Here is a 24550-nt window from a genome sequence, read left to right as displayed (position 1 = left end):
TTAAAACCCTAAATTTGCCTTTCATTTGGTAAACAGCTTATTTATGAGGCTTTATAACAATGCATAAAATATTAATTTACATATTTGCTATCTGCACTATCACCTTCTTTATACAGTCGTGCAGTTCTACTAAATTTGTACCCGAAGGAGAGTATTTACTAGCCAGTGCGACTGTAAAAAGCGACAAAAAGGTAATCTCATCCATGGAGATGGAATCTTATATCAAACAAAAACCTAATTATAAAACATTTGCAATTTTCAAACTTCCTCTTTTCATATACAACCTTGCAGGGAAAGATACAACAAAATGGGTCAACCGCACTTTACGGAATGCAGGTGATGCTCCTGTTTTATACGATAGTACTATGTTATATCTTACTGCGAATAATCTAAAGCATGTAATGATTAATAGAGGTTACTTAAATGCAGAAATCACCCCCACTGTTGAATTCAATAAGAAGAAAGCCAAAGTAACTTATAATATAAAGGCTGGAGAACCATACAAAATAGATAATTACAAAATAGAAGTAAAAGATAGCATACTTTCGAATCCCATCTTTACAATACCTCGCAACAAAAAAACAAAGGGGAGTGAAAAAACCATGATCCCTACTCCACTCAATCTGGATTCTATTTTGTACAGAAGTAGCCTCGTGAAAAAGAATTCTACCTTTAATCTTGATGTCTTGGACCAAGAACGAGAACGAATATCATCCATATTCAGAAGAGCCGGATATTATGCTTTTAACAAAGAATATATTGGGTTCGAAGCTGATACGACTCTTGGAAACAACCTTGTAAATCTTGATTTAGCAATATACCCTTACAACCAAAGTGTCGACCAGAATGGACAACAGATTACAATACCGCATCGTCAATATAGAGTAAAATCGGTTGAACTATACGTTGACTATAATCCACTGGAAGACGGAAATATCAATCAATACAAAGAAACTAAGGTATACGAGAAAAACGGATATAAAATAAAGTACGGTCCCCGAGGTGAATACATTAAGCCTTTTGTTATATTAGAAAATTGCTACATAGTTCCGGGAACTTTGTATGATGAAAACATGACAGCGATGACGTATAGTGCATTATCTCAGTTACACATTCTTAAAAATGTAAATATAACATGGGAAAATGACTCTACCGACTTACGCTGTATTATCACCTGCGTTCCCGATAAGAAGCAAGGTATTATGGCGGAAATCGAAGGAACTAATTCCGGCGGTTATTTTGGTGTAGGTACCGGCATAGGTTATTTACACAGAAATGCCTTTCGTGGTTCCGAACAATTTAATATAGGATTGCGAGGTGCGGTGGAAACTATCCCACCTACGTCTCAAGGCTTCTCTGAAAACTATTTTGAAATAGGGGGAGAGACGTCCCTTACATTTCCTCGTTTCATGTTTCCGTTCTTAGATAAAGATTTCAGGCGTAGTATACATGCCTCGACACAGTTCAATAGTAGTTATACTTATCAACGAAGACCGGGGCTTTTCACACGTACTGTATTATCTACGGGTATTAAATATATATGGCAAGATAGGAGACTTTCGTTGAACAGGCATACTTTCGACCTAATAGATATAAGTTATATCCATTTACCTAAAAATGCTTTAGACACTTCATTCTATAATGACCTGTCAGCTGCAGCCCGTCAGTATAGCTTTAGTGACCACTTTATTATGAGTATGGGTTACACATTTTCTAGAACCAATGTTGCCAGCCCCAATAGACGTAACCAACCCATATATTCGCTACGGGCATCTATAGAAACTGCCGGAAACATTCTTTCTTTAGCTGCTGCAATAGCAGGTACAGAAAAGGATTCTATTATAGGATCGAAACAAATTTTCGGGACGAATTATGCACAATATATTCGTGGCACGATAGATTATAGTAAAACGTATCAGGTAGACGAGAAAAACTCAATCGCATGGCATGTTGGAGGAGGATTAGCATATCCATATGGCAATAGCAAGCAAATACCGATTCAAAAACGTTTCTTCTCAGGAGGAGCGAATAGTGTTAGAGGTTGGGGTATACGGGAGCTGGGTCCTGGAGCTTATTATTTTAAAGCAAATCACGAAAATAATAGCGACAAGGATAATTTCTATTATCATTCAGGAGACATTCGTTTCGATGCCAGTATAGAATATAGGAGTAAACTCTTTTGGGTTTTGGAATTAGCTGCGTTTATCGACGCCGGAAATATCTGGACTATAAAAGATTATGAGAAACAGGAGGAAGGCTCCTTTAAATTTAATAAATTTTACAAGGAAATTGCTGTTGCTTGGGGGCTAGGCTTTCGCTTCGACTTCGACTTTGTACTTGTCCGCCTCGACTGCGGATGGAAAGCATACGACCCGTCTAATAATCCGAATACAAGACGATGGCCGATTACCGAACCATTCAAAATTAACAAAAATACAGCATGGCACATTGCTGTCGGATATCCATTCTAGCCGATCTCAGATTTATAAGATCTATAACCTCTTTTAATTCTTTTTAGACAATATATTTTAACCAAGTATGTTAAATAAGAGTACATTTGTTTCTAAATAGCATAATTGAAAAATCAGAGAATGAAAAAAATACTTATCCTACTATTTATAATCGGCATTGCCTCAAGCACAACTGCTCAAACATACAAAGAAATGGTAAATCGTGCTATGGATTATGTGGAACAGAATGACTATCCGGCAGCAGAACAAGCAATGAAGGCCGCTATGCGAAAGGAGCCAACCAATCCGAATAATCTCATGTTGATGGTAAACCTGGGTACGATACAGCGCAATTTGGGAAAATTAGATGAAGCACTCATCTCGTATAATGTAGCTATAGAACGATATCCTGACAATAGTTTTATTAGACATAACAGAGCTGCCCTTTATTGTGAAATGAACAGGTTTGATGATGCAATGAAGGATTATAACACAATCTTGATCACCAACAAGGAAGATACAGAAGCTCTTTATCGTAGAGGATTAATATATTTGAGTAATAAAAATCTCTTTTCGGCAGAAGAAGACTTTGAGAATATATTAAAGATTTATCCTGAAAATATAAATGGAAAAATGGGTATTGCTGCTGTAAAAAAACGTAGAGGAGAATGGAAAGAAGCCGAAGAGCTATATACGGATCTTATTTATAAACACAAGTCTAATGCCAGCCTATACTTTAACAGAGCCGAATGCTACTTGCGCTTAAATAAGCTGGCCAGCACACAAGAAGACTTGAAAAAAGCCCTCGAACTGGGCTATAATGAAGCTCCGATATATGTATTAAGAGGGCAATTAAGATTATCTCAATATGAAAAAAGACTCGCTAAAGAAGATTTCTTAAAAGCTCGTGAACTAGGCACTGATAGTTTGGCTATTGAAGATTTTCTCAGATTGTGTAAATAATCAGTATAATAGCTATTTTAGCATATCTATAGAATAATTCTTCGTCGGAAATATCTGATACAAAATCTTTTTCATACTTTGCTTCTCTTCTGTTGTAGCCTGAGAACAAACCCTGACAATCTCGTCTACTTTGGTTTCTCGGATCAGGCTCAATAAAATAGATGATGGACGGGCCTCATATAACTTCTGAATATCGCTGACAGATTCAATTACACGAATTCTTCCCCGTGAAGCGTTAAGTGACATCTCATCTAGTCCCTGACGATGATATTTATACCATATATCGTGAAAGCTTTTAGAACTTTCTTCCGTCAAGGCTACAGCTAAATCATATCTATTATTATTCTTACCAGAAAAAGGCTCCCAACCTTTAGCACCTAAAGATTGAGCCATATTTGCAATCTCCATAGCCTTATTAAAATAAATCTGCCCCCCATTCAAAGAGAAAGAATCGAAATCAAGTCCTATAAGAACATAAGCGTAAAAAGAAATGACAGCGACCAGATTATTATCAACACTCTGCGTATTGAAATCGAATGTCAAACCCGGCATATAAGAAAATTCAAATTGGGTATCCCTATAATTCATCAAAGATGTAACATATGATGAATTATAAACGGGGCGCTGAGAGGTTAGCTGAATCTCGGCAGCAAAATTATTTTCGGAGGTTTCCGCAACTATGGTTATTGCAATATTGCAATTTATACGCTCACTTTTACTAAAAGTAGCACTTGTCCATCTCTGATCGTTCAATAATTGATTCAACTCTGACTCTAGTGACGAAAATAACTGGCTATTAGCAGCGGGTAGTTTTTGTGTGTTTATTGTCAATTTGGTATTTAATTCCTGCGCATCTATTATAATAGAAGGGCATAACAAAACCAATATACATATGACTAATCGAATCATTTATTCCAAATTATAAGTTATACTTAATACTCTAAACTCTGTTCTCCGGTTTACCTGATCTGCCATATCTTGCTGCTCAGGAGACAATTCTTCTATAAACGTTTCATTCAGAACATCTCCTTCGTTCAAGAAATTATATTTCTTTACTACGGCTTTTGTTACTTTTTTCGGATCCGTTTTTCCTTTACCCACAGCCGTAAGGCGTTCCTTATTTATTCCTCTGTTTATCAAATATTGGACAACAGACTCTGCCCTCCGTTGCGATAATCTGTTATTATATTCATCCGTCCCTTTTCTATCGGTATGAGCAGATAACTCGATGGTCACATTCGGATTCTGATTCAGTAAATCGATCAAACCATCAAGTTCTTCTTTCGATTCGGGACGAAGAGTAGCCTTATCAAAGTCATAAAATATATTTTCTAATACCACAGGTTTATTGATAGGCGTAAGAATAAAATCGAGAAGATATGTAGAATCCTTGTCCATCTCTATAGTTTTAAGAGACATCCTTGTATTTAAGTAATTCTCAGCACTAGCTAAAAACACATAATCTTGTCCTCTGGCAATATCTAAACTATATGTACCATTATTCTTCCCCAGAAACTTCTTATTTGTACCATCTCTACCAACAACGCGAATTGTAGCATTAGTAACAAATTCATCGTCTGTATCTACTATATACCCCTCAACCGTAGTTTCAATTACAGGGTAAGAAAAAGAGTAGATATGATCGAACCCTTTTCCATCTCCACGGTTAGAACTAAAAAAGCCATTTTCTTTTTCACCTTCAAATGTTATTCCAAAATCATCGGCATAAGAATTTATCGGAGATTTTAGATTTTCTATATCCCAACGTTTTACTGCTGAATTATAAGATGCCTTATAAATATCGAGTCCTCCCATACCAATATGGCCATCCGAAGCAAAGTACAGCGTCGAATCATTTCGTAAATAAGGGAACATCTCATCACCTGCTGTATTGATGTCAGGACCTAAATTTTCAACTGATTCAACTAAATCTCCAACCAGATTTGCCTTCCAAATATCTTTACCTCCATAACTACCAGCCCTGTCGGATACAAAATACAGAACATCTCCCGTCGAATTGATGGTTGGATGGGCATATACACTCAAGGTATCACGCTTATTTATTTCAATTTTAGTCCCATTTCCCCACGACCCACCCGAACGCTGAGAGACGTAGATCATCGGATAAAATATCCCAACCGAATCGGCAAGAGGTGTATGTGTATAATACATCGTTGTTCCTGTAATTGAAAAAGATGGAGTACCCTCATCCGAAGGAGTATTTATAGCAGACTCTACATGCTCTACTTTCATCCAGTTACCATTCTCATCCTTACGAGACATAAATAAGTCATTGAGTTTAGTACCAGTAATGCCGCTGATTGTATCACCAGTAGCCTCTTTCCTGTTAGATGAAAAATAAACCTGTTCGTAATCCGGTGGAAGCAACATAGGGCTAAACTCCCCTCTGTTTGAATTGAACAAGTCCATTCGTTTTACGGTGTGCAAAGTAGGATTTGCTTTCCATATTGACGCTAATTTCGTCCCCTCTAAACCATTTAACGCAAATTTATTGTTTGGAAATATCTTTAGAAACTCTTCATAATACTTCGCCGCTTGCTTATATTCTCCAGCTTTGTGTAACGAACGGGCATATTGTAAGGTTACTGTACTATCATTAACTTTATACCTGATTGCATTAGCATATCCGGCATTAGCACGGGCAGGATAGTTTATCAGTCTGTAACTTTCTGCCATACGGAGGGCAATATCCCCGCGTAATTCTCTTTTCTTGGGTGATGTTTTTCGATAAATTTTACGATACATATCGGCTGCAACAAAGTATTCTCCTTGAGTAAATTTTTTGTCTGCATCTTCGAGTTTCAAACTCTTGCAAGCACCGAAACATAAAGAAAACAAAATAAAACCTGATATGTAGTAAATGTATTTTTTCAAAATAAAGTGTTTTTCTATCGGGAATAGAAACCGACATATTATTAAAACTTATTTACTCTTAAATTATTGCTCAATTGCTTTCAGTCCTCCCCTTTCAATATAGGTAGCTTCAAATGATATTTAGTTGCTAATATTCTTATCAAAACGACAAAAACAGCCGTAGCAATCTCAATGATTACTAAATCTACATTCAGATAATACAAGACGCTAAAAAGCAAGCCTCCCAAGATACAAGCCACAGCGTAAAGTTCCTGTGTAAAAACAATAGGAACCTCATTTATTAGCATATCCCGTATTATACCACCAAAGATACCTGTTATAGTGGCCATCGACACACATACCCAAACCGGATAATCTAAAGCCAATGCTTTTTCATATCCTACTACGGCAAACAGTCCTAGCCCAATACAATCGAACCAGAATATAGTATTGTTGAGATGTACCAGAAAACGACGAAAACAAACTACTATAAGAAAAGCAAATAAGGTGCACCAGATATAACGACTGGCTTGCATCCAAAACACCGGAACATCTAATAACAAATCGCGAAGGGTACCTCCGCCAACGGCTGTTACGAAGCCTATAACGATTGCACCAAACCAGTCGAACCGTTTTGCTGAAGCCAAACGTATACCACTAATGGCAAATGCTATTGTTCCCAGAAACTCGATTATATCAACAAACTGGATTTTTACAAGATCATCGAAAAGAAACATCTGTATAAAAATTATAAGTTAGAGAATCTATATACTAACCACTTTTATAAATTATTCTTCATTAGCGATCATACCACTGCCAATACAGAGTTTGGATTCGGCATCATAGACTACGCCAAATTGTCCGGAGGCAATGCCCTGTATCTTTTCATCGGAATGAATACGATACAAGTCTCCTATTTTTTCAATTCGACCGTGGGTAAATTCAGGAGTATGACGTATTTTGAAAGTTATATCTTTAGTTCCTTCGAAATCTCCCTCCCATATATCATCCGTTATAAATGAAAAACCCGCAAGATTAACTACCTTTCCATATTGTGTTTCAGGATCGTATCCATTCGACACATAAACTATATTACGCTTTGTATCTTTCTTTATCACAAACCACGGACCTCCGCTAAGACCTAGGCCCTTCCGTTGCCCTATAGTATGAAACCAGTAACCATCGTGGCTTCCAAGTACATTCCCTGTTTCAAGTTCAACGATCTTACCTTTACGCTCACCCAAATAACGACGGATAAAGTCATTATAATTTATTTTACCCAAAAAACAAATCCCCTGACTATCTTTCCTTTGGGCAGATGGAAGTGCTTGTTGAGCTGCAATAGCACGTACCTCACTCTTTAGCAAATTACCGATTGGAAACATTAGTTTAGATATCTGTAAGTAATCTATTTGCCCTAGAAAATAGGTCTGATCTTTTACATGATCTCTAGCTGTGGAGAGCCATGTTTTACCATTCAACTCGGTAGTTGTGGCATAATGCCCTGTAGCAATCTTATCAAACTCATGTCCCCATTTCTGATCAAAACATCCAAATTTAATCATCTTATTACACATCATATCAGGATTTGGAGTTAACCCACGCTTTACCGCATCAATTGTATAACTGACTACATTCTCCCAATATTCTTCGTGCAATGACACGACCTCCATTTTACAACCGTATTTCTTTGCAATATAGGTTGTGATCTCAATGTCTTCTTCGGCAGGACAATCAATGTACCCCTGCTCATCTTCCATTCCTATGCGAATATAAAATATCGTAGGGTCATATCCTTGCTCTTTCAGTTGATGTACAACTACAGAACTATCGACACCTCCTGATACTAATGCTGCTATTTTCATCTTTTATTTCCTTACCTTATTGTTGTTTTCGCATACGATTTTATAGACCCCATACCAAAACAAAAGCCGGCTCTTACAAAAAATTGTTGTTCGTTACCGGTCACATTAAAGTCATAACCGGTTTTTATAAAAAAGAATTTATAATCGAGATAAATGTTCGGTGTAATAACAATTCCATCTTTGCCATGACGGAAATTAAACAAATAACCGGCATCACAACCTACTAAAATTGTGGCCTTATTATTATCGAACAACGACTCACTTAAATAACTTGTCAGTTGTATAGGTTTAATATTCAATCCTGCTACAGGAGAACTTCCCCCAGTATAATCAACACCACTGGCTATGAAAGAGTTTAGCGCATTTTTTTTGTGCCAAACAGGAAAGGATATATTTGCCGCAAACTGAAAATCATTGCCTTTATCTTTTGCATCTGCATATTGCGCCCCTATTCCTATAAACTGAGCTGAACATACAAAAGGTAAAAGGAGAAGGAACAATATTATGTTTATCTTTTTCATCGCTAAAATATTATAATCTCGATACAAAAGTACTGTTTCTTTTTCAAAGAAAAATACACTTTGGATCACTTCATATTTACAGCTTCTTCCATATCCGCTCTGGATTTACTTGCCGTTACCAGATAAACTCCTCCGAAAATCAATATAGCTGCAATAAGTTTCTCGAATGTAAATCTATCCATCCCCATATAAATAGCAACTATAGAAGCTATAAGTGGCTGCATATTATTGTACATTGATATTGTTGTTGGTCTGATACGCCGTTGAGCAAAAGGTATCAGCAAATAGGTAATAAAAGTAGCTCCGACCAATGTAAATAATAAAAGCAAAAAAGGTAATTTATCGGTCTGATAAAACAACGGAGCTTTCAATACATCTCCAAAGCTAAAAGGTAATGCGAAAATACAAGCATAGAGAAACATCCATTTCATCATTGTAACAGATGAATATTTATTGGATAGCGGACGGGTTATGACTAAGTAAAAAGCATAGAAAAACTGAGCCCCTACAATAGCCATATTTCCAAGTAGGCTGGCATCTTGCGACATATTACCATGATTGCTCGTATACACCAAGAATATAGCCCCACTTCCTCCAACGAGAACGCCACCGGCCTTCATCCATGTTATTGGCTCTTTAAGAATAACTGCTGCTATTATCATAGCGAAAAGAGGACTACTTGTTGTTATTATGGAAGCATCTACAGGTGAGGTCTGCCCTAGCCCATATGCAAATAGGCCCTGATTAAACACCATCCCGCATAAACCGCCAAGTAATAAAAACAGCATGTCTTTTTTTTCTATTTTTTCTTTTGGTAAAAAGAACGAAACCAACCAAAATGCAATTGCCGCAAACGACATACGTAAGGCTGTCATTGCCACAGGTGATAATAACTCCTCTGCATACAAGTATTTATTCACTGGAATATTCAACCCGAATATAGTGATAACAAAAACCATGATAAGGTTTCCTTGCTGCTTCTTGGTAAGAGTCATTGGCATTATTAATTTGTGTTGTGAGATCTTAATTCGCTGAATTTAGCAATTTGCTTATCTTGAAATTTGGAAAAGAATACCAACATGCAAATCGCGCCAATCATCGCACAAAACATATCCGATTGGGTATCCCATACATATCCTTGAGTTCCAAGAAAATCATCTGCACCATCGCTCGACAAAGCTCCGACCCACCATTCTATCAGTTCGTAAAAAGCACTGATCGCAAGACAGATAGAAATTACAAGAAATGGCAACCATGAACGTTTTTTTAAAACCTCGAGTCGAATAAGCAATTCACGAGCGATCATGGCAGGTATAAATCCCTGCGCAAAATGACCTACTTTATCATAATTATTACGACTCTGATCAAATACATCTTTTATCCAGTCAAACAGCGGAACTTTTGCATAAGAATAGTGTGCCCCAACAAATAGAATAATAAGATGGATAAGAATAAAGATATAAGTCATATCCGTAAACTTAAACCGCTTGAAAGTAAAAGCAAGAATACCTACACCAACAATACACATGCCGGCTTCAAGAAACCACAAACCTGTCTCATATGGGTTAATTCCGGACCATATAGCAACAATAAAGAATATGAGAAGGAAGATCCAATATTTTTTCTCCATTTAATATATAATTACAATTAGGATGTATTGTAAAGATTTATGTCTTTTTATATAATCTGATAATGTATCCAGAAAAAGAAGCCAAAATAATAATATCCGCGGCTCTATCTTTCAATCTATATTCATCTAACATCTTTAGGACTGAATCCTAGTATTTTTATTAAATCGTCTACATTCAATTCTTTATTCCAAATTATTTCCATACCCGAATCCTTGAAGCTATCAAGATATTTTTGATATGGAGGTAAATTCATTTTCCCTCGTCGAACATCCAACGAATCTAAATCTTGAATAGGCCAGACATAATTATTTATTATTTGCGACCCATATAGTTGAGGTTTATTCTGCCTCATCAAAAGCCGGTCTGCAAATATTGCATATAATTCTGAATTGATATGCCCTTTCTCATATTCCATTTTTACTAACGGAGCATATTTATCCATATAGGAGGCCGGAGAATGCTGTATAATCATAAAAATGGCCATGTTAGCCTGAGGACTAAGACTATCTGGCCATCCTGTTGTATCTAATAGATTAGCTACAAATTTCTGATTTACACTATCTATTTTAAGCATAACAAGACTTACACTATCCCTTTTGTGTTGAAATTCCTCTTTTCCATTCCATTCTGCATAGATAGAAGATAAGTTTTTTCGAGCATCTTGCTCTTTTTCAAGCATCCCTATTAATGTTTTCTCCAATTCGTTACTCTCTTGCGAAAACACAGACGAGAAAAACATAAAGAAAAAGAAGAATAAACAGAGTAATCTCATTATATTACTGTTTTATAATTGCGTAATACGGCTTATATATTTACCGATAATATCAAATTCGATATTAACTATACTTCCGGGTTTTATTTGATGGAAGTTTGTAAATTCGTAAGTATAGGGTATAATAGCCACTTCGAAGGTATTCTCTGTAGGTGCTACAACTGTAAGACTCACTCCATTTACAGTTACAGAACCCTTATCTACTGTCAGATAACCTTTTTTTGCCATCTCACGATTGAAATCATACTCAAACTTAAAATACCAACTACCATCAGCTTCTCTGACTTCTATACATCGTGCAGTTTGATCTACGTGCCCTTGAACGATATGACCGTCTAAACGTCCATTCATCAACATGCTACGTTCAAGATTTACTTTATCTCCAATCTTCAAAAGACCTAAATTGGAACATTCCAATGTCTCTTTTATCGCAGTAACAGTATAATTCTCTCCATCAATATTTACTACAGTAAGACAGACTCCGTTGTGAGATACACTCTGATCAATTTTTAACTCGTGAGTAAATGAACACTTCATCGTAAGGTGCAGGTTTTCTGCTTCTTTTCGCAACGAAACTACTGTTGCGGCTTCTTCTACTATCCCTGAAAACATGATATTTTATTTTAGTATGTTTTGTTATATTATATAACAAAGGTATGAAAAAGTAAGTATTAATAACAAAATATGAGTTATTGATTTAAGACTCCTTCTTTTATGAAGAGGTAATAACACGAAGCTCTCAATATTTAATTTTAAATTTGAATAAAAGAGTGCAAGAAATTTCATAAATGAATAAAACTATAGTCTCATTACATTATAGTGTTTAGCAAAAAAGATCTTCTTTTATTTAAAATAACAAAGATTATCTATAGGTATAGATTCTAAAAATAAGTAATTAGTAAAAAAATCCTATCTTTGTCTCAAATTTTTAAACAAGTAGTTAAAAAGATGAGAATATTACTTATTTGCCTGCTATTATTGATATTAACGCCCGATATAAAATCACAAAATTACGACAAAAACTGCTATTTTGGTTTTACATTCGAAGTAAGTGAAAATACCAATTGGGGATACGGTGAATTGGTTATTACGGACGTAGAACCAGGTTCTCCCGCCGAAAATGCCGGGATCAAGGTAAACGACATCATTATGGAGATTAATGGGAAGGCCACATATCTACGTGATAACCAAACTATTGCCAAATGGTTGTTCGAAGACATGTATGCACCTACCGTTACATTCACAATAAGGAATATGAACACTTACTTCAAGGAATATACACTATATCGTAAATGTGTAGCCACGAATTCGGTAAGTGAAAAGGAATTGTCTGAAATATTTGCATTCTATAGCCTTGAGAATACCAATCAGAGAGCATTCTCTTTACCTTTGCATGTAGAGCCAAATAAAGATGTAGATTTTGCCGACTATCATACATATGATTTTTACAAAGACAATAAGCCTGTTCCAGCCATAGATGCACAGATTATTGCACTTCTGGAAAAAGATCTTCAGGCAAAAGGTTTGGTTAGAGATACCTCCGATCCTGATATTGTGGTACAAGCCTACTACAACTATGAATCTAACCCTCAATTTACGGGACTAGACAGACCAAACTCTACGCAAAATATATGGAGATACGATAGTGATAAGCTGCAAATGGTACCATTACCGATACTTAAATCGAATGAGCCTAACATTAATAAATCGGCACAATATATTGTTGAATACGGATTCAGCTTTTACGACCGTAAATATATCGACACAAAAAAATTAACTCAAATATGGGATTGTAATATAAAAGATTATCTTTCTTCCAAATACGCTTTAGAAGAGTATGTGAGAATACATACCCCATTAATGCTGAAACAATTCCCATACTCAACAAAGAAAGAGAAAGCTTATTATAAAGTGAATTTCAACAGATTCAATTATACGGGAATGTATTTTGATGCCGACAATCTGACGACTATCAAAGATGTAGATATGGACTCACCAGCTTACAGAAGCGGTATTCGTCCGGGATATATCATAAAAAAAATAAATGGTAAAAAATTTGAGCATTCAAAAGAAAGTCTTTCGGAAGGGTATAAACGTTTCATTTATGAAACGATGGTATTTCGTGACCAATCTACCAGATTTACAAACGCTGAAGGATTTACAGACTGCATGTTCTGGAATGTAGGATACTACAACGATATATCTAAAGAACTCAATAAATCTCAATATATGTCCCATTTTTCTTATTTATACGGTTTTGAAAATTATATAAATAGTAAGAATGACAATAAGATCGTTTTAGAGGTCTGGGACGGTATGCAGACCCGTATATTTAGTATAACACCCGATATACATAAATCTGTGGTGATAAAGATATTATAAATTATATATATGAGGGAGATTTCTCCCTCTCTTTTTGACAATAATAAATCATGATAACAGTTTCAAATTTAGGTATTCAGTTTGGTAAACGTGTATTATTTCAAGATGTGAATCTGAAGTTTACAAGTGGTAATTGCTATGGTATAATAGGAGCAAATGGTGCAGGAAAATCTACTTTCCTGAAAATTCTGAGTGGAGAAAAAGATGCAACCAGCGGATCTTTTGCTCTGGGCCCGGGAGAACGCCTCTCGGTATTAGCTCAGGATCACTTTGCTTTCGATTCTCAAACTGTACTAGATACAGTATTGCAAGGGCATACAGTCCTTTGGGATATAATGCAAGAAAAAAATGCATTATATGCTAAAGAAGATTTTTCCGATGAGGATGGGATCAGGGCCTCAGAGCTAGAAGAGAAATTTGCTGAACTGGAAGGCTGGAATGCAGAGAGTGATGCAGCCATGCTTCTCAGTGGCCTTGGTATAAACGAAAGTTTTCACTACCAGATAATGGGAGATATGAGTGGACAACAAAAAGTAAGAATACTTCTTGCCCGTGCGCTATTTGGCAACCCTGATAACCTTCTGCTCGATGAGCCGACCAATGATCTTGATATAGAAACAGTAATGTGGCTGGAAAACTATTTGTCGAACAGCGAAAACACCGTACTCGTTGTATCGCATGACCGTCACTTCTTGGATTCAGTTTGTACACACACTGTGGATATAGACTTTGGCAAAGTAAATATGTTTGCCGGAAACTATAGTTTCTGGTATGAATCGAGCCAGTTAGCATTACGCCAGCAACAACAACAGAACAAAAAGGCGGAAGAAAAGAAAAAGGAGTTGGAAGAATTTATTCGCCGGTTTAGTGCCAATGTGGCTAAGTCGAAACAGACTACAAGCCGTAAAAAGATGATAGAGAAGTTGAACATCGAAGAGATTAAGCCTTCTTCTCGCAGATATCCGGGTATTATTTTTAGCCCTGACCGTGAACCGGGCAATAAAATATTAGAAGTTAACGGATTGAAAAAATCTATAGACGGAAAAGTATTGTTCGACAATATAAGCTTCAATATAGAGAAGGATGACAAAGTGGTCTTCCTATCAAAAGACCCTCGTGCTATGACCGCTTTCTTCGAAATAATAAACGATTATCTGCAACCTGAAGCAGGAACATTCAGCTGGGGACAGACTATAACAACAGCTTATCTTCCTCTGGATAATAGCGACTATTTTAAAGATGATCTGAATCTGATAGATTGGCTATCTCAATTCTCTGATGACACGAGTGAAATCTATATAAAGGGCTTTTTAGGGAGAATGTTGTTTTCGGGAGAAGAAGTTCTTAAAAACACAAAGGTACTTTCAGGAGGTGAAAAAATGCGCTGTATGATTGCACGCATGATGTTGAAGAGTGCAAACTGTCTAGTATTGGATTCCCCTACAAACCATTTAGATTTGGAATCTATTCAGGCATTCAATAATACGTTGATACAATTGAAGGGAAATATATTAATGTCATCTCATGACCATGAATTTATTCAAACTGTTTGTAATCGTGTAATAGAACTTACACCTAATGGAACTATTGATAAGATCATGGAATATGACGATTATATCACCTCTGATGAAATAAAGGCTTTAAGAGAAAAGATGTATAAATAGACATTTATAAATACAAAAAAAGAAAAGCGAGGATTAAAATATCTTCGCTTTTCTTTTTTTTCTAAACCGATATATAAAAATATTTCTATAATTCTTCTCCTACAAGCATCGAATCCCTATACCCAAGAAAGTATAGAATACCATCGAGCCCGACAGTAGACAGGGATTGCTTAGCATTCTCTTTCACTTTCGGTTTTGCATGGAAAGCGATACCCAACCCGGCAATACCCAACATCGGCAAGTCGTTAGCTCCATCACCTACAGCTACAGTTTGACGGATATCAACTTTTTCGACTTGTGCGAGTAAGCGCAGTAATTCTGCTTTGCGTTTTCCATCTACTATATCTCCTATGTAATTACCAGTCAGCTTCCCATCTATAATTTCCAATTCGTTGGCATATACATAATCGAAACCATATTTTTCTTTCAGGTAGTTTCCAAAGTAGGTAAAACCTCCGGAAAGAATAGCTAATTTACATCCACTCTTTTTCAATATATGGATAAGGCGGACCATACCTTCTGTTATTGGTAGATTTTCTGCTATTTCTTTCATTACCGATTCATCTAAGCCTTTCAATAAACCGACACGTTTTTTAAAGCTTTCGGAGAAGTCTATTTCACCACGCATAGCCGATTCGGTAATAGCTTTTACCTCAGCTCCTACCCCTGCCCGCTCCGCGAGTTCATCAATTACTTCTGTTTGAATCAGGGTAGAATCCATATCAAAGCACACTAAACGACGCATGCGGCGATACATACTTTCTTCTTGGAAGGCTATATCTATCCTTTGGTCGTCGGCTAATTTCATAAAATCATGTTTAAGCTTCTGAGGATCATCTACAGTGCCTCTTATAGCTAGCTCTATACATGAACGGCTCGGGCGCTCCGATTCGTCGAGAGGCATACGACCTGTTAGACGAATAATTTTTTCTATATTCAAGTGATACTTCTGACTTATCTTAGCTACAGCTGAAATTTGAGACGGGTTTAAAGTCCGCCCTAAAAGTGTAACTATATAGCGATTTTTCGTACCCTGCATACATACCCAACGCAGATACTCTTCTTTACTAATGGGTGAGAAACGAATAATCACCCCTAACTCGGTAGCCTTAAATAATAGATCTTTAATAACTTCACCTGAATTCTTTGCCTCAAACATAATGGCTAAAGAGAGCGAATGATGAATATTAGCCTGACCTATATCTAAAAGATTGGCTTCATGTTTAGCTAGTACAGCCGTTAATTCAGCCGTAACACCTGGTTTATCCTCTCCGGACAGACTAGCTAATATTATTTCTGAATCTTCCATATCTAAAGAGGAACTTCTATATTTATAATATTACGATTAATTAGTAGAATCAAGTAATGCCTTTTCGGCCGACATTACTGTATGAAATGCAAATTGGTCTACAACTTGCTGCTTTAATAAATTTATATGATCATTGTACAGGTTACCTATACTTCCCTGATGTGTATGATTTACTTTTTTATTATGTGCAAAATTACCGTTTTCGATCTCTAAACCCACTTGTTTATAAGCATCTCTAAAGGGTACCCCCTCCAACACAAGACGATTTACTTCTTCTACACTGAAAATAAGAAGATATTTAGGGTCGTCAAGAATATGTTCGTTAATCTTCACCTCATTCATCATGCGTGCAACCATCTGCAGGCAATCGTTCATCTCCTCAAATGAAGGGATAAACAATTCTTTTATTATTTGCAAATCACGAAAATATCCAGAAGGTAGATTATTTATGATCAATGTAATATCATTAGGCAGAGATTGTAGTTTATTGCATTTTGCCCGTGTGAGTTCAAACACATCCGGATTCTTTTTATGAGGCATAATGCTGGAGCCGGTTGTATATTCATCCGCAAGTTTAATAAATCCGAAATTCTGACTATTAAACAAACATGCATCATATGAAAGTTTAGACAATGTTCCGGCGATTCCGGCGATAGCAAATGCAACAGTACGTTCCATTTTACCACGTCCCATCTGCGCATACACTACATTATAATCCATAGAATCGAAGCCTAAAAGATCTGTTGTCATCTGCCTATCGAGAGGAAAAGATGACCCATATCCTGCAGCCGAACCTAATGGATTACGATTACATATTTTATATGCAGCTAAAAGCAGTTGTAAATCGTCAACAAGACTCTCGGCGTAAGCTCCAAACCATAGGCCAAAAGAAGACGGCATCGCAATCTGGAGGTGTGTATAGCCAGGCATTAAAACATTTTTATACTTCTCACTCTGAGAAAGCAGGACATCTATCAGTTTTGATACAGAATCAACCAATAGATGTATCTGATCGCGGGTAAATAGCTTTAAATCTACCAATACCTGATCGTTGCGAGACCGACCACTGTGAATTTTTTTTCCTACATCTCCAAGTTTTCGGGTAAGCATAAGTTCTACTTGTGAATGGACATCTTCAATCCCTTCTTCAATAAGAAACTCACCGGAAACGGCCACCTTATATATTTCTTTAAGCTCGGCTAAAAGCAAAATAAGCTCCTCTTTTTCGAGAAGCCCAATAGATTCAAGCATTGTAATGTGAGCCATAGAACCAAGCACATCGTAAGGAGCCAGATACACATCTAATTCACGGTCACGACCTACGGTATATGATTCAACATCTTTATTTACCTGAACATTCTTTTCCCAAAGTTTCATTAGCTATTTAATTGTCCCTTATTCAATATTTCATTATATGGCAGTTTAGCCAATCCATCAGCAACCTTATCCAGTCCAGCCTGCAATGGCTTACTGACCATAGGTTTTAAAAATGGATTAAGATCAGCCTTTATGGTTAGTTTCATTTTGGTTTCACCGTCACCGGATGATTTTAATTGTATCCACATAGTAACACCAAACGGAAGTTGTTCTCCTTCAAACTTAATTACTTTATTGGGTTCTCGTTCAACCACAACAAACTTTATTTTACCTACCGGATCTACATTTACAGTACATGAATCCGTATCGAATGTAAAATCCTTTACTTTATCCTGAGGTATTTTATCTTTAACCAATTCCAAATTATTTAGATCAGATAATACGGTATATATATCCGTATCGGCATATGGAATTGTTTTTATTTCACTTACAAATTCAGCCATAGATTTTTTTGAGGTTTATTTCCAATCAGCTGGAGCTGTCCTCCATTCTTGTAATGTTTCTAAATCAGATTCTGCAATATAGTCAATTCGTAAAGCCTCAGTCAATACTGCATCATAATTTGTCAAAGTAATCAACTTAACATCGGCTTCCTTAAATTTCTCTGTGGCAATAGGAAACCCATATGTGAAATTAGCAACCATACCAATTACTTCCGAACCATCTCTACGTATTGCTTCTACTGCTTTTAAACTGCTAGAGCCAGTGGATACAAGATCTTCTACTACTACAACCTTACTTCCTGGTTTCAATTCACCTTCTATCAGGTTTTCCAAGCCATGATCTTTCGGAGTGGCCCTTATATAAACGAAAGGCAGACCTAATGCATCGGCAACCAAGGCTCCCGGCGCAATTGCACCTGTAGCAACCCCTGCAATAGCATCAGCTTCCTGAAAATTCTCTAGAATAAGACGCGATAATTCTGTCTTTATAAATGTTCGTATTCTTGGATACGATATCAGTTTACGATTATCACAATAGATAGGTGATTTCCAGCCTGAAGCCCATGTGAAAGGATTAGAGGGTTGTAATTTGATAGCTCTGATACTAAGGAGCTTCTCTGCTGTCAGTTTTTCTAAAGTGTTCATTTTTTTATGTTTTATAAATAACAACAATCAATATTATTTAGCTACAAATATACAATTAATAGGGATAAAAAAAGACAATATAGCATAAAGAAAATGTGAATTAAAGGAAAAGAAAATCTGAAAACCAAAAGGGAGATACTCCCATGAATATCTCCCTTTGTATATTAAAGTCGTATTGGTGGATATAGCCGAAACTCCGTAAAACAGGATTTGAGTGCCTCGATCCCTTTGTAATCCACCGTGCTAAGCAACCCGAAGGTGTGGCCCGCCATTAGAATCAAAAGCTTGTCTCGGTTATTTTATTAATTGATGAGCTTCCCAATCGACCAACACGACTTAAACTAGCTTTTTATTTCTATTTCAAATATAGATAGAATAATCGGAATGTACAAATATTTTTTAGTATTTAACCGACTTACTCTTTGTACTGCATCCACAATTGGAACATCCACAGCTGCCCTTTTGTTCATTTTTGGAAAAGAAGAATCCATACACTTTATATATAACTAAAAGAGCTACAGATACTCCAATGATTCCTACAATTATTTCTTGATACATAATCTCTCCTTTTCTGAAATCAAAGGTATGGAAGAATAATTATATTGAGCGTTAATGGGGGTTAAAAGAAATAAAAAGCTCCAAGTTTTTAGACTTGGAGTTTTTCTATTTTATCAACTTATTTTATTTAGGTAAAGCTGCCGACCAATTAGCATTTTGAAGAACACCAAAACCAGAGTTTACTTCATCTGCAGGTATAGGAAATACAAATTTAGATGCATCAAAATTCTGTTTTGTTCCACCAGCTACAGAAATCAATTCACCTGTACGTCTTGCATCATAAAACCTTAATCCTTCTTGGAAAAACTCACGGACTCTTTCTTTAGAAATAAAGGTAAGCAAGTCAGCTTTTGTTGCAGGTAATTGTGTATACGCAGTAATGGCTTCATCTCTTTTTGCCGTATAAAACAAGGCTTTTTGAGCTGCTTCGATATTTTCGGCATTGGCTTCCGCTTCTGCAACAATTAAATGCATTTCTGATTTTCTAAATACAGGAATATTACTTACAGATTCTGATGTAGGTATTCCATCAAATTTCATTGGATGAGTACCATTTATTAGTTTAAGTCTAATATCTGTACTTGTAAAAAATTTATCAGTAAAGCCTGAAACCACAGCTCCTTTATATGACCCATATAAAGTATTTAATGAATTTGCAGATAGATTATCATCTGCTGTTTTACTGATAGTAAATATATCTTCATCGGTAATAGCTATTGAAGACCACATTGTAACATATCCTTCACTAGATACTGCTTTATTTCCAGCCAGATCAATTGCTTTTTGAGCTGAAGTTTTTGCTGCAGGCAAATTGCCCATATGCAAATAAACTCTTGCTTCTAACGCATATATAGCAGCTTCATTCAAATAAAATGCCGAAGGTAATTCTAATCCGAAAGTAGCTTCCGGATCATTATTAGCATCTAAAGCTTTAGTCATATGATCTTTAGCAAGTTTTATATCTGCTAATATCTGTGTATATGTTTCACCGACGGTCGCTCTTTTTACTTGTTCGAAAGCCTCTATAGGTTTATCAACAACTAACACAACACCAGGATTATCTGTTCCCGCATGATATGGCAATGCAAACACATTAGCCAAACTAAAAGTAGCTAAGGCTCTTAGAGAATAACATTGTGATGTATAAAGGTCGATATAAGCTTTTTCCTCATCCGTAAGATTACGAACTTCTGCTAATACTTTTTGGGCCCCATTAATAGTTCTTGTTGTACGATCAATTACTTTATAACCATACTCCCAAGTCTCCTCTAACTCTGCAGTTGTTTCAGAAATAACATACCTACTGAAATTAGCATAATGGCCTGAGCTTGGGCTTCCAATAGATACATCAGCAGCCATATCACCTATAGCTACAATATTTTTACCATAAAACCGATAAGTACCTAAAGCCCAATAGGCTCCAATCATACCGTTTTGCACATCTTGTACAGATTCGTAAGCCTTTTCTGTTGGAATATCCTGATAATTATCAACATCAAGACTACAAGACGTTGACAGAAGCATAGTCCCAGCAAACAATAATAAATATTTATATATTTTTTTCATGCGAATTCTTTTTTATTGATTAAAAACCTAATGTAAGTCCAAAAACAACACTTCTTGGTAGAGGGAAATTCCACCATTGTACACCATCTGCTGTAATTCCAGAAGGATCAAATCCTCTATAATTACTAGCTGAGAATGTGTATAAATTTTCGGCATTTACAAAAACTCGAGCATTGTTAATAAATGCTTTAGCTAATAAGCTTTTAGGCAAAGTATAACCTAATGTCAATGATCTGATTTTCAAATAATCTCCATCCATTAAGAAACGAGTAGATGCACTATTTTCATAGCCTGTATCCAATGCTGTTAGTCTTGGAACTGCTGCTATATCTCCCGGCTTTTGCCAACGGTTATCATACACATACTGAGTATAACCTTGAGTATAAGCTCCTCCAACTTGTTCATCGTAACGTAAATTATTACCATACACTTTACCTCCAACAGAATAATTCAATTGGAAAGCGAAATCAAAACCTTTCCATTCCAATCTTGAGCTGAAAGATCCAATAAAATCCGGATCTCCAGTACCTACATATCTCTTTTTAGCTAAATTATAGTTTGTTGTGGTTTCATCACCTTCTTCATTAAGATACCACAGTCCATCTCCTGTTTCAGGATCAACACCGGCCCACTCTTTCATTTTGAATGTATAGTATGGACGTCCTACCTCTCTTATGGTTGTAGTAGTTTCAATTGGATTATCGGTACTTAATTTTTCTATCTTATTCTTATTGTGAGAACCTGTTAATACAACATTCCATTTAAGATCTGCATTATTTATAATATTGGCGCTAACGCTTACCTCAACCCCTTTATTAGACAACTCACCTATATTGCTATAATATGAATTCAATCCAGTTGTAAAAGATGTAGGGATTGCAAACACCATATCTGTTGTTTTATGATTGTAATAATCTAGTTCTATATTTAAGAATTTAAATAAAGCAAGATCTATACCAACATTAAATTTATTTGTTTGCTCCCATTTCAATTTACTGTTACCAAATTGAAGATGTCCACTTCCTGGTAGTCCGTTATAGTTATATGCAAACCCAAATAAATTGTTAGCTGCATACCAACCGTCCATACCAATACGTCCAACTTCTTGATTACCTGTTGTACCATAGCTTGCTCGAATATTTACATTATTCAACCAATCTGCCGTAGAAGCCATAAAATCTTCTCCTGTTAATCTATATTTTGCACCCACAGACCAGAAAGGAGCCCATCTATTATCTGCTCCAAAACGGGAAGATCCATCATAACGGAAGCTTCCTGACAGGTAATATTTAGACATATAATCATATTGAACGTTCGTAAAATAAGAGTTCAATACCAATTCATTCTTAATAGTTGAAGCTGACCCCGGAACAGCGGCATTATCCACAGAGTTTAGATAATCAACAGGATAGTTCGATCCAGCCAAATAAGCTTCTTTTGAAGAAGTCCTTTGCCCTTCCTGTCCTAATAAAACATTCAAATTATGCTTTTCTTTAAATGTTTTAATATAATTCAACGTATTTGTGATAGTTAATAAATTTCTAGTTGCATTAGTATTCTCTCCCATACCTCTCATACCTTTACCTTGAGGTTGTAAGAAAGACCAATATCCAAATTCGTCCAGATAATAAATATCAGCACCAAATCTAGATGTAAAAGTTAATTCATCGGTAAAGTTCAATTGCAAATATGGAGCTAAAATTGCTCTATATTGTTTTTGGCTACTTATATCCCCAAGACTGCTTCTTTGAGCAACAGGATTATATCCATTAACAGTAGCAAAATTCCACTCTCCATTTTCGTCCTTTACATTAGTTAACGGAGACTGCATATAAGCTTGAGTGATTGGATCTGTATAATATCCACCTCCAGCACCCATATTTGTTTCTGTCAATGATAAGTTTGTATTCAAACCGTATTTAACAAACTTAGTAGGAGCCTGATCGAAATTAAAACGGAAAGAATATCTTTCCAGATCTTTACCTATAATAAAAGATTCATTATTTAGGTAATTAAAAGATAAATAATATTTAGGAGCCGTAGCATTAGCTGCACCACCCGACAAATCAATATTATATTCTTGTATCATCCCTGTTCTGGTCACCTCATCATACCAATTTGTATTATTAGCATAACTAGCGTCCGCTCCAACTAAATAAGGGTGAGTAAGAAAAGCCAAATAAAAATCTGAAGTCCAGTTTGGATTAGAATAATCCAATCCTAAACCTACCGCTTGATTATAATAATCAACAGATGAATCAGATCCGTACAAGTCATATGCATTCTGAGCTGCTTCTCTTGCTAGTTCTACAGTTTTAGTTGCATCAACCAGTTTATATCTACTATTCTGAGCCGGACGGGTTTCAAAACCAAGTTTAGCTGTGAAATTAACCGTAGGCTTTCCACTTTTTCCTTTTTTGGTAGTAATTACAATAACTCCATTAGCTGCTCTAGCTCCATAAATAGATGTTGCTGTTGCATCCTTTAATACTGTAATACTCTCAATATCACTAGAACTTAATGTTGATAGAGGACTCAACTCCTGACCTTCATCTTTTCTAGTACCCATTATATCCGATGAAACAGGAATTCCATCAATAACATAAAGGGGTTGCGTTCCTGAATTAATGGAATTACGTCCACGAATAAAAACATTGGCAGGCGCTCCGGGCTGACCTGACCCAATATTCATTTGGAGACCAGGAACCACACCATCTAAAGATTTGATGGCATTCGCATCATTTCTAGCTTCAATATTAGCCTGCCCAATAGTTGAAGCCGCACCTGCAAACGCAGCCTTCTTTGTTACACCATAGCCAGTAACCACTACGTCTCCAAGTATATTATCATCATTTTCCATAACGACATTCATACCTGAGATTGCTCTAGCCTCTACAGATTTCATCCCGACCAATGTAAATACCAATGTATTATTACCACTGGGCACATTAATAGAAAATTTACCATCCAAATCGGTTACTGTACCGACTGTAGTCCCTTTGACTACCACTGAAGCACTAATAACAGGCTCTCCGTTACTATCAACGACAGTACCTGAGATCTTAGTTGTTTGTGCTACGATAAATCCTATGCTTAGAAATAAGCAGGATAGAATTAACATCACTCTTTTCTTCATACAAACACTACTTTATAAATTAAAACACTCTAAACTGTATTAACCTTTTTAACATTTTGATGCCATTTTTGGGCTTTTAGCATCAGTTTGCTTTTCAACCGGCAAATTTAGACATTTTTCACGAATAAAAAAACTTTAGATTAATTTACACAAATTATGACAATTTGAAAGTATTACAAGTCAATAATATACAAATAAACGGCCAACAATATTAATTATTCGTTAATATCAGATCAAACTGAAAGACAATATCTATATTAAAACAATAAAAAACCCCCAGAAGTTCGACCCCAAAAATGTTAAAATTTAATTTTTAACATTCTACTGGTGAATTTTATAAAATAAAAAAGAGTAATCTAAGACTACTCTTTTCTATAAAGCTATAATTATATAT

General features: G+C 36.0%; 20 protein-coding genes. 4 read left to right on the top strand and 16 right to left on the bottom strand.

From position 1 onward, the window contains the following. The first annotated feature begins 59 nt into the window (after positions 1 to 59). Entirely contained in the window at positions 60 to 2471 is a 2412-nt protein-coding gene (locus JGH11_RS05470) for a BamA/TamA family outer membrane protein (protein ID WP_201110562.1), read from the top strand. A 120-nt stretch (positions 2472 to 2591) separates the two neighbouring features. After that, on the top strand, positions 2592 to 3413 hold the full coding sequence (locus JGH11_RS05465) for a lipopolysaccharide assembly protein LapB (RefSeq protein WP_201110561.1): 822 nt from the start codon (positions 2592 to 2594) through the stop codon (positions 3411 to 3413). A 12-nt stretch (positions 3414 to 3425) separates the two neighbouring features. On the opposite strand, the gene JGH11_RS05460 is transcribed toward JGH11_RS05465, so the two are convergent. The 9 genes from JGH11_RS05460 to JGH11_RS05420 all read right to left on the bottom strand — a co-directional run bounded on the left by JGH11_RS05460 (position 3426) and on the right by JGH11_RS05420 (position 11688). Next, positions 3426 to 4322, bottom strand: a complete 897-nt coding sequence (locus JGH11_RS05460; RefSeq protein WP_201110560.1) for a DUF4835 family protein — start codon at positions 4320 to 4322, stop codon at positions 3426 to 3428. Next, on the bottom strand, positions 4323 to 6308 hold the full coding sequence (locus JGH11_RS05455; protein WP_201110559.1) for an OmpA family protein: 1986 nt from the start codon (positions 6306 to 6308) through the stop codon (positions 4323 to 4325). Between the two features lie 80 nt (positions 6309 to 6388). Further along, positions 6389 to 7024, bottom strand: coding sequence for a trimeric intracellular cation channel family protein (locus JGH11_RS05450; RefSeq protein WP_201110558.1), 636 nt, complete (start codon positions 7022 to 7024; stop codon positions 6389 to 6391). A gap of 51 nt (positions 7025 to 7075) precedes the next feature. Then, positions 7076 to 8152, bottom strand: a complete 1077-nt coding sequence (gene mnmA, locus JGH11_RS05445) for a tRNA 2-thiouridine(34) synthase MnmA (protein ID WP_201110557.1) — start codon at positions 8150 to 8152, stop codon at positions 7076 to 7078. 11 nt (positions 8153 to 8163) lie between these two features. Then, positions 8164 to 8673, bottom strand: coding sequence for a hypothetical protein (locus JGH11_RS05440; protein ID WP_201110556.1), 510 nt, complete (start codon positions 8671 to 8673; stop codon positions 8164 to 8166). A gap of 65 nt (positions 8674 to 8738) precedes the next feature. Continuing rightward, complete coding sequence (locus JGH11_RS05435; RefSeq protein ID WP_236263873.1) at positions 8739 to 9674, bottom strand: DMT family transporter; 936 nt, start codon at positions 9672 to 9674, stop codon at positions 8739 to 8741. Positions 9675 to 9676: 2 nt separating this feature from the next. Continuing rightward, positions 9677 to 10303: a DUF2238 domain-containing protein gene (locus JGH11_RS05430; protein WP_201110555.1), complete on the bottom strand. Its 627-nt coding sequence runs from the start codon at positions 10301 to 10303 to the stop codon at positions 9677 to 9679. Positions 10304 to 10425: 122 nt separating this feature from the next. After that, the gene (locus JGH11_RS05425; protein ID WP_201110554.1) at positions 10426 to 11076 is read right to left on the bottom strand and encodes a DUF6624 domain-containing protein; all 651 of its coding nucleotides are present in this window, start codon (positions 11074 to 11076) and stop codon (positions 10426 to 10428) included. A 12-nt stretch (positions 11077 to 11088) separates the two neighbouring features. Further along, positions 11089 to 11688, bottom strand: a complete 600-nt coding sequence (locus JGH11_RS05420; RefSeq protein ID WP_201110553.1) for a riboflavin synthase — start codon at positions 11686 to 11688, stop codon at positions 11089 to 11091. A 336-nt stretch (positions 11689 to 12024) separates the two neighbouring features. Between JGH11_RS05420 and JGH11_RS05415 the strand changes: the two genes are divergently transcribed. Further along, complete coding sequence (locus JGH11_RS05415) at positions 12025 to 13458, top strand: PDZ domain-containing protein (RefSeq protein ID WP_201110552.1); 1434 nt, start codon at positions 12025 to 12027, stop codon at positions 13456 to 13458. Between the two features lie 50 nt (positions 13459 to 13508). Beyond that, positions 13509 to 15122: an ABC-F family ATP-binding cassette domain-containing protein gene (locus tag JGH11_RS05410; protein WP_201110551.1), complete on the top strand. Its 1614-nt coding sequence runs from the start codon at positions 13509 to 13511 to the stop codon at positions 15120 to 15122. An 85-nt stretch (positions 15123 to 15207) separates the two neighbouring features. Here JGH11_RS05410 and serB read toward each other — a convergent pair whose 3' ends face one another. The 7 genes from serB to JGH11_RS05380 form a co-directional block, all read right to left on the bottom strand. Then, positions 15208 to 16431 (bottom strand): phosphoserine phosphatase SerB, encoded by a 1224-nt coding sequence (gene serB, locus JGH11_RS05405; protein ID WP_201110550.1) that lies wholly within the window; start codon positions 16429 to 16431, stop codon positions 15208 to 15210. A gap of 36 nt (positions 16432 to 16467) precedes the next feature. Continuing rightward, complete coding sequence (argH, locus tag JGH11_RS05400) at positions 16468 to 17808, bottom strand: argininosuccinate lyase (protein WP_201110549.1); 1341 nt, start codon at positions 17806 to 17808, stop codon at positions 16468 to 16470. After that, complete coding sequence (locus JGH11_RS05395) at positions 17808 to 18251, bottom strand: SRPBCC family protein (protein WP_201110547.1); 444 nt, start codon at positions 18249 to 18251, stop codon at positions 17808 to 17810. The genes argH and JGH11_RS05395 overlap by 1 nt, the downstream gene beginning before the upstream one ends. Positions 18252 to 18266: 15 nt before the next feature. Further along, entirely contained in the window at positions 18267 to 18896 is a 630-nt protein-coding gene (gene pyrE / locus JGH11_RS05390) for an orotate phosphoribosyltransferase (RefSeq protein ID WP_201110546.1), read from the bottom strand. A gap of 399 nt (positions 18897 to 19295) precedes the next feature. Beyond that, positions 19296 to 19454: a hypothetical protein gene (locus tag JGH11_RS20140; RefSeq protein ID WP_236263872.1), complete on the bottom strand. Its 159-nt coding sequence runs from the start codon at positions 19452 to 19454 to the stop codon at positions 19296 to 19298. A gap of 123 nt (positions 19455 to 19577) precedes the next feature. Next, on the bottom strand, positions 19578 to 21020 hold the full coding sequence (locus tag JGH11_RS05385) for a RagB/SusD family nutrient uptake outer membrane protein (protein ID WP_201110545.1): 1443 nt from the start codon (positions 21018 to 21020) through the stop codon (positions 19578 to 19580). Positions 21021 to 21039: 19 nt separating this feature from the next. Then, positions 21040 to 24156 (bottom strand): TonB-dependent receptor, encoded by a 3117-nt coding sequence (locus tag JGH11_RS05380; protein ID WP_201110544.1) that lies wholly within the window; start codon positions 24154 to 24156, stop codon positions 21040 to 21042. Positions 24157 to 24550 lie beyond the last annotated feature (394 nt).

This window comes from Dysgonomonas sp. Marseille-P4677, assembly GCF_016652235.1.
Classification (GTDB): Bacteria; Bacteroidota; Bacteroidia; order Bacteroidales; family Dysgonomonadaceae; genus Dysgonomonas.
The sequence above is the reverse complement of the archived record's forward strand: the minus strand, read 5'-3'. Positions and strand labels throughout refer to the sequence as shown.

Excerpts from the sequence above, each read along its gene's own strand:
- JGH11_RS05470 (WP_201110562.1), top strand. The coding sequence starts at position 60 with ATGCATAAAATATTAATTTACATATTTGCTATCTGCACTATCACCTTC.
- JGH11_RS05465 (WP_201110561.1), top strand. The coding sequence starts at position 2,592 with ATGAAAAAAATACTTATCCTACTATTTATAATCGGCATTGCCTCAAGC.
- JGH11_RS05460 (WP_201110560.1), bottom strand. The coding sequence starts at position 4,322 with ATGATTCGATTAGTCATATGTATATTGGTTTTGTTATGCCCTTCTATT.
- JGH11_RS05450 (WP_201110558.1), bottom strand. The coding sequence starts at position 7,024 with ATGTTTCTTTTCGATGATCTTGTAAAAATCCAGTTTGTTGATATAATC.
- mnmA (WP_201110557.1), bottom strand. The coding sequence starts at position 8,152 with ATGAAAATAGCAGCATTAGTATCAGGAGGTGTCGATAGTTCTGTAGTT.
- JGH11_RS05440 (WP_201110556.1), bottom strand. The coding sequence starts at position 8,673 with ATGAAAAAGATAAACATAATATTGTTCCTTCTCCTTTTACCTTTTGTA.
- JGH11_RS05435 (WP_236263873.1), bottom strand. The coding sequence starts at position 9,674 with ATGCCAATGACTCTTACCAAGAAGCAGCAAGGAAACCTTATCATGGTT.
- JGH11_RS05430 (WP_201110555.1), bottom strand. The coding sequence starts at position 10,303 with ATGGAGAAAAAATATTGGATCTTCCTTCTCATATTCTTTATTGTTGCT.
- JGH11_RS05425 (WP_201110554.1), bottom strand. The coding sequence starts at position 11,076 with ATGAGATTACTCTGTTTATTCTTCTTTTTCTTTATGTTTTTCTCGTCT.
- JGH11_RS05420 (WP_201110553.1), bottom strand. The coding sequence starts at position 11,688 with ATGTTTTCAGGGATAGTAGAAGAAGCCGCAACAGTAGTTTCGTTGCGA.
- JGH11_RS05415 (WP_201110552.1), top strand. The coding sequence starts at position 12,025 with ATGAGAATATTACTTATTTGCCTGCTATTATTGATATTAACGCCCGAT.
- JGH11_RS05410 (WP_201110551.1), top strand. The coding sequence starts at position 13,509 with ATGATAACAGTTTCAAATTTAGGTATTCAGTTTGGTAAACGTGTATTA.
- serB (WP_201110550.1), bottom strand. The coding sequence starts at position 16,431 with ATGGAAGATTCAGAAATAATATTAGCTAGTCTGTCCGGAGAGGATAAA.
- argH (WP_201110549.1), bottom strand. The coding sequence starts at position 17,808 with ATGAAACTTTGGGAAAAGAATGTTCAGGTAAATAAAGATGTTGAATCA.
- JGH11_RS05395 (WP_201110547.1), bottom strand. The coding sequence starts at position 18,251 with ATGGCTGAATTTGTAAGTGAAATAAAAACAATTCCATATGCCGATACG.
- pyrE (WP_201110546.1), bottom strand. The coding sequence starts at position 18,896 with ATGAACACTTTAGAAAAACTGACAGCAGAGAAGCTCCTTAGTATCAGA.
- JGH11_RS20140 (WP_236263872.1), bottom strand. The coding sequence starts at position 19,454 with ATGTATCAAGAAATAATTGTAGGAATCATTGGAGTATCTGTAGCTCTT.
- JGH11_RS05385 (WP_201110545.1), bottom strand. The coding sequence starts at position 21,020 with ATGAAAAAAATATATAAATATTTATTATTGTTTGCTGGGACTATGCTT.
- JGH11_RS05380 (WP_201110544.1), bottom strand. The coding sequence starts at position 24,156 with ATGAAGAAAAGAGTGATGTTAATTCTATCCTGCTTATTTCTAAGCATA.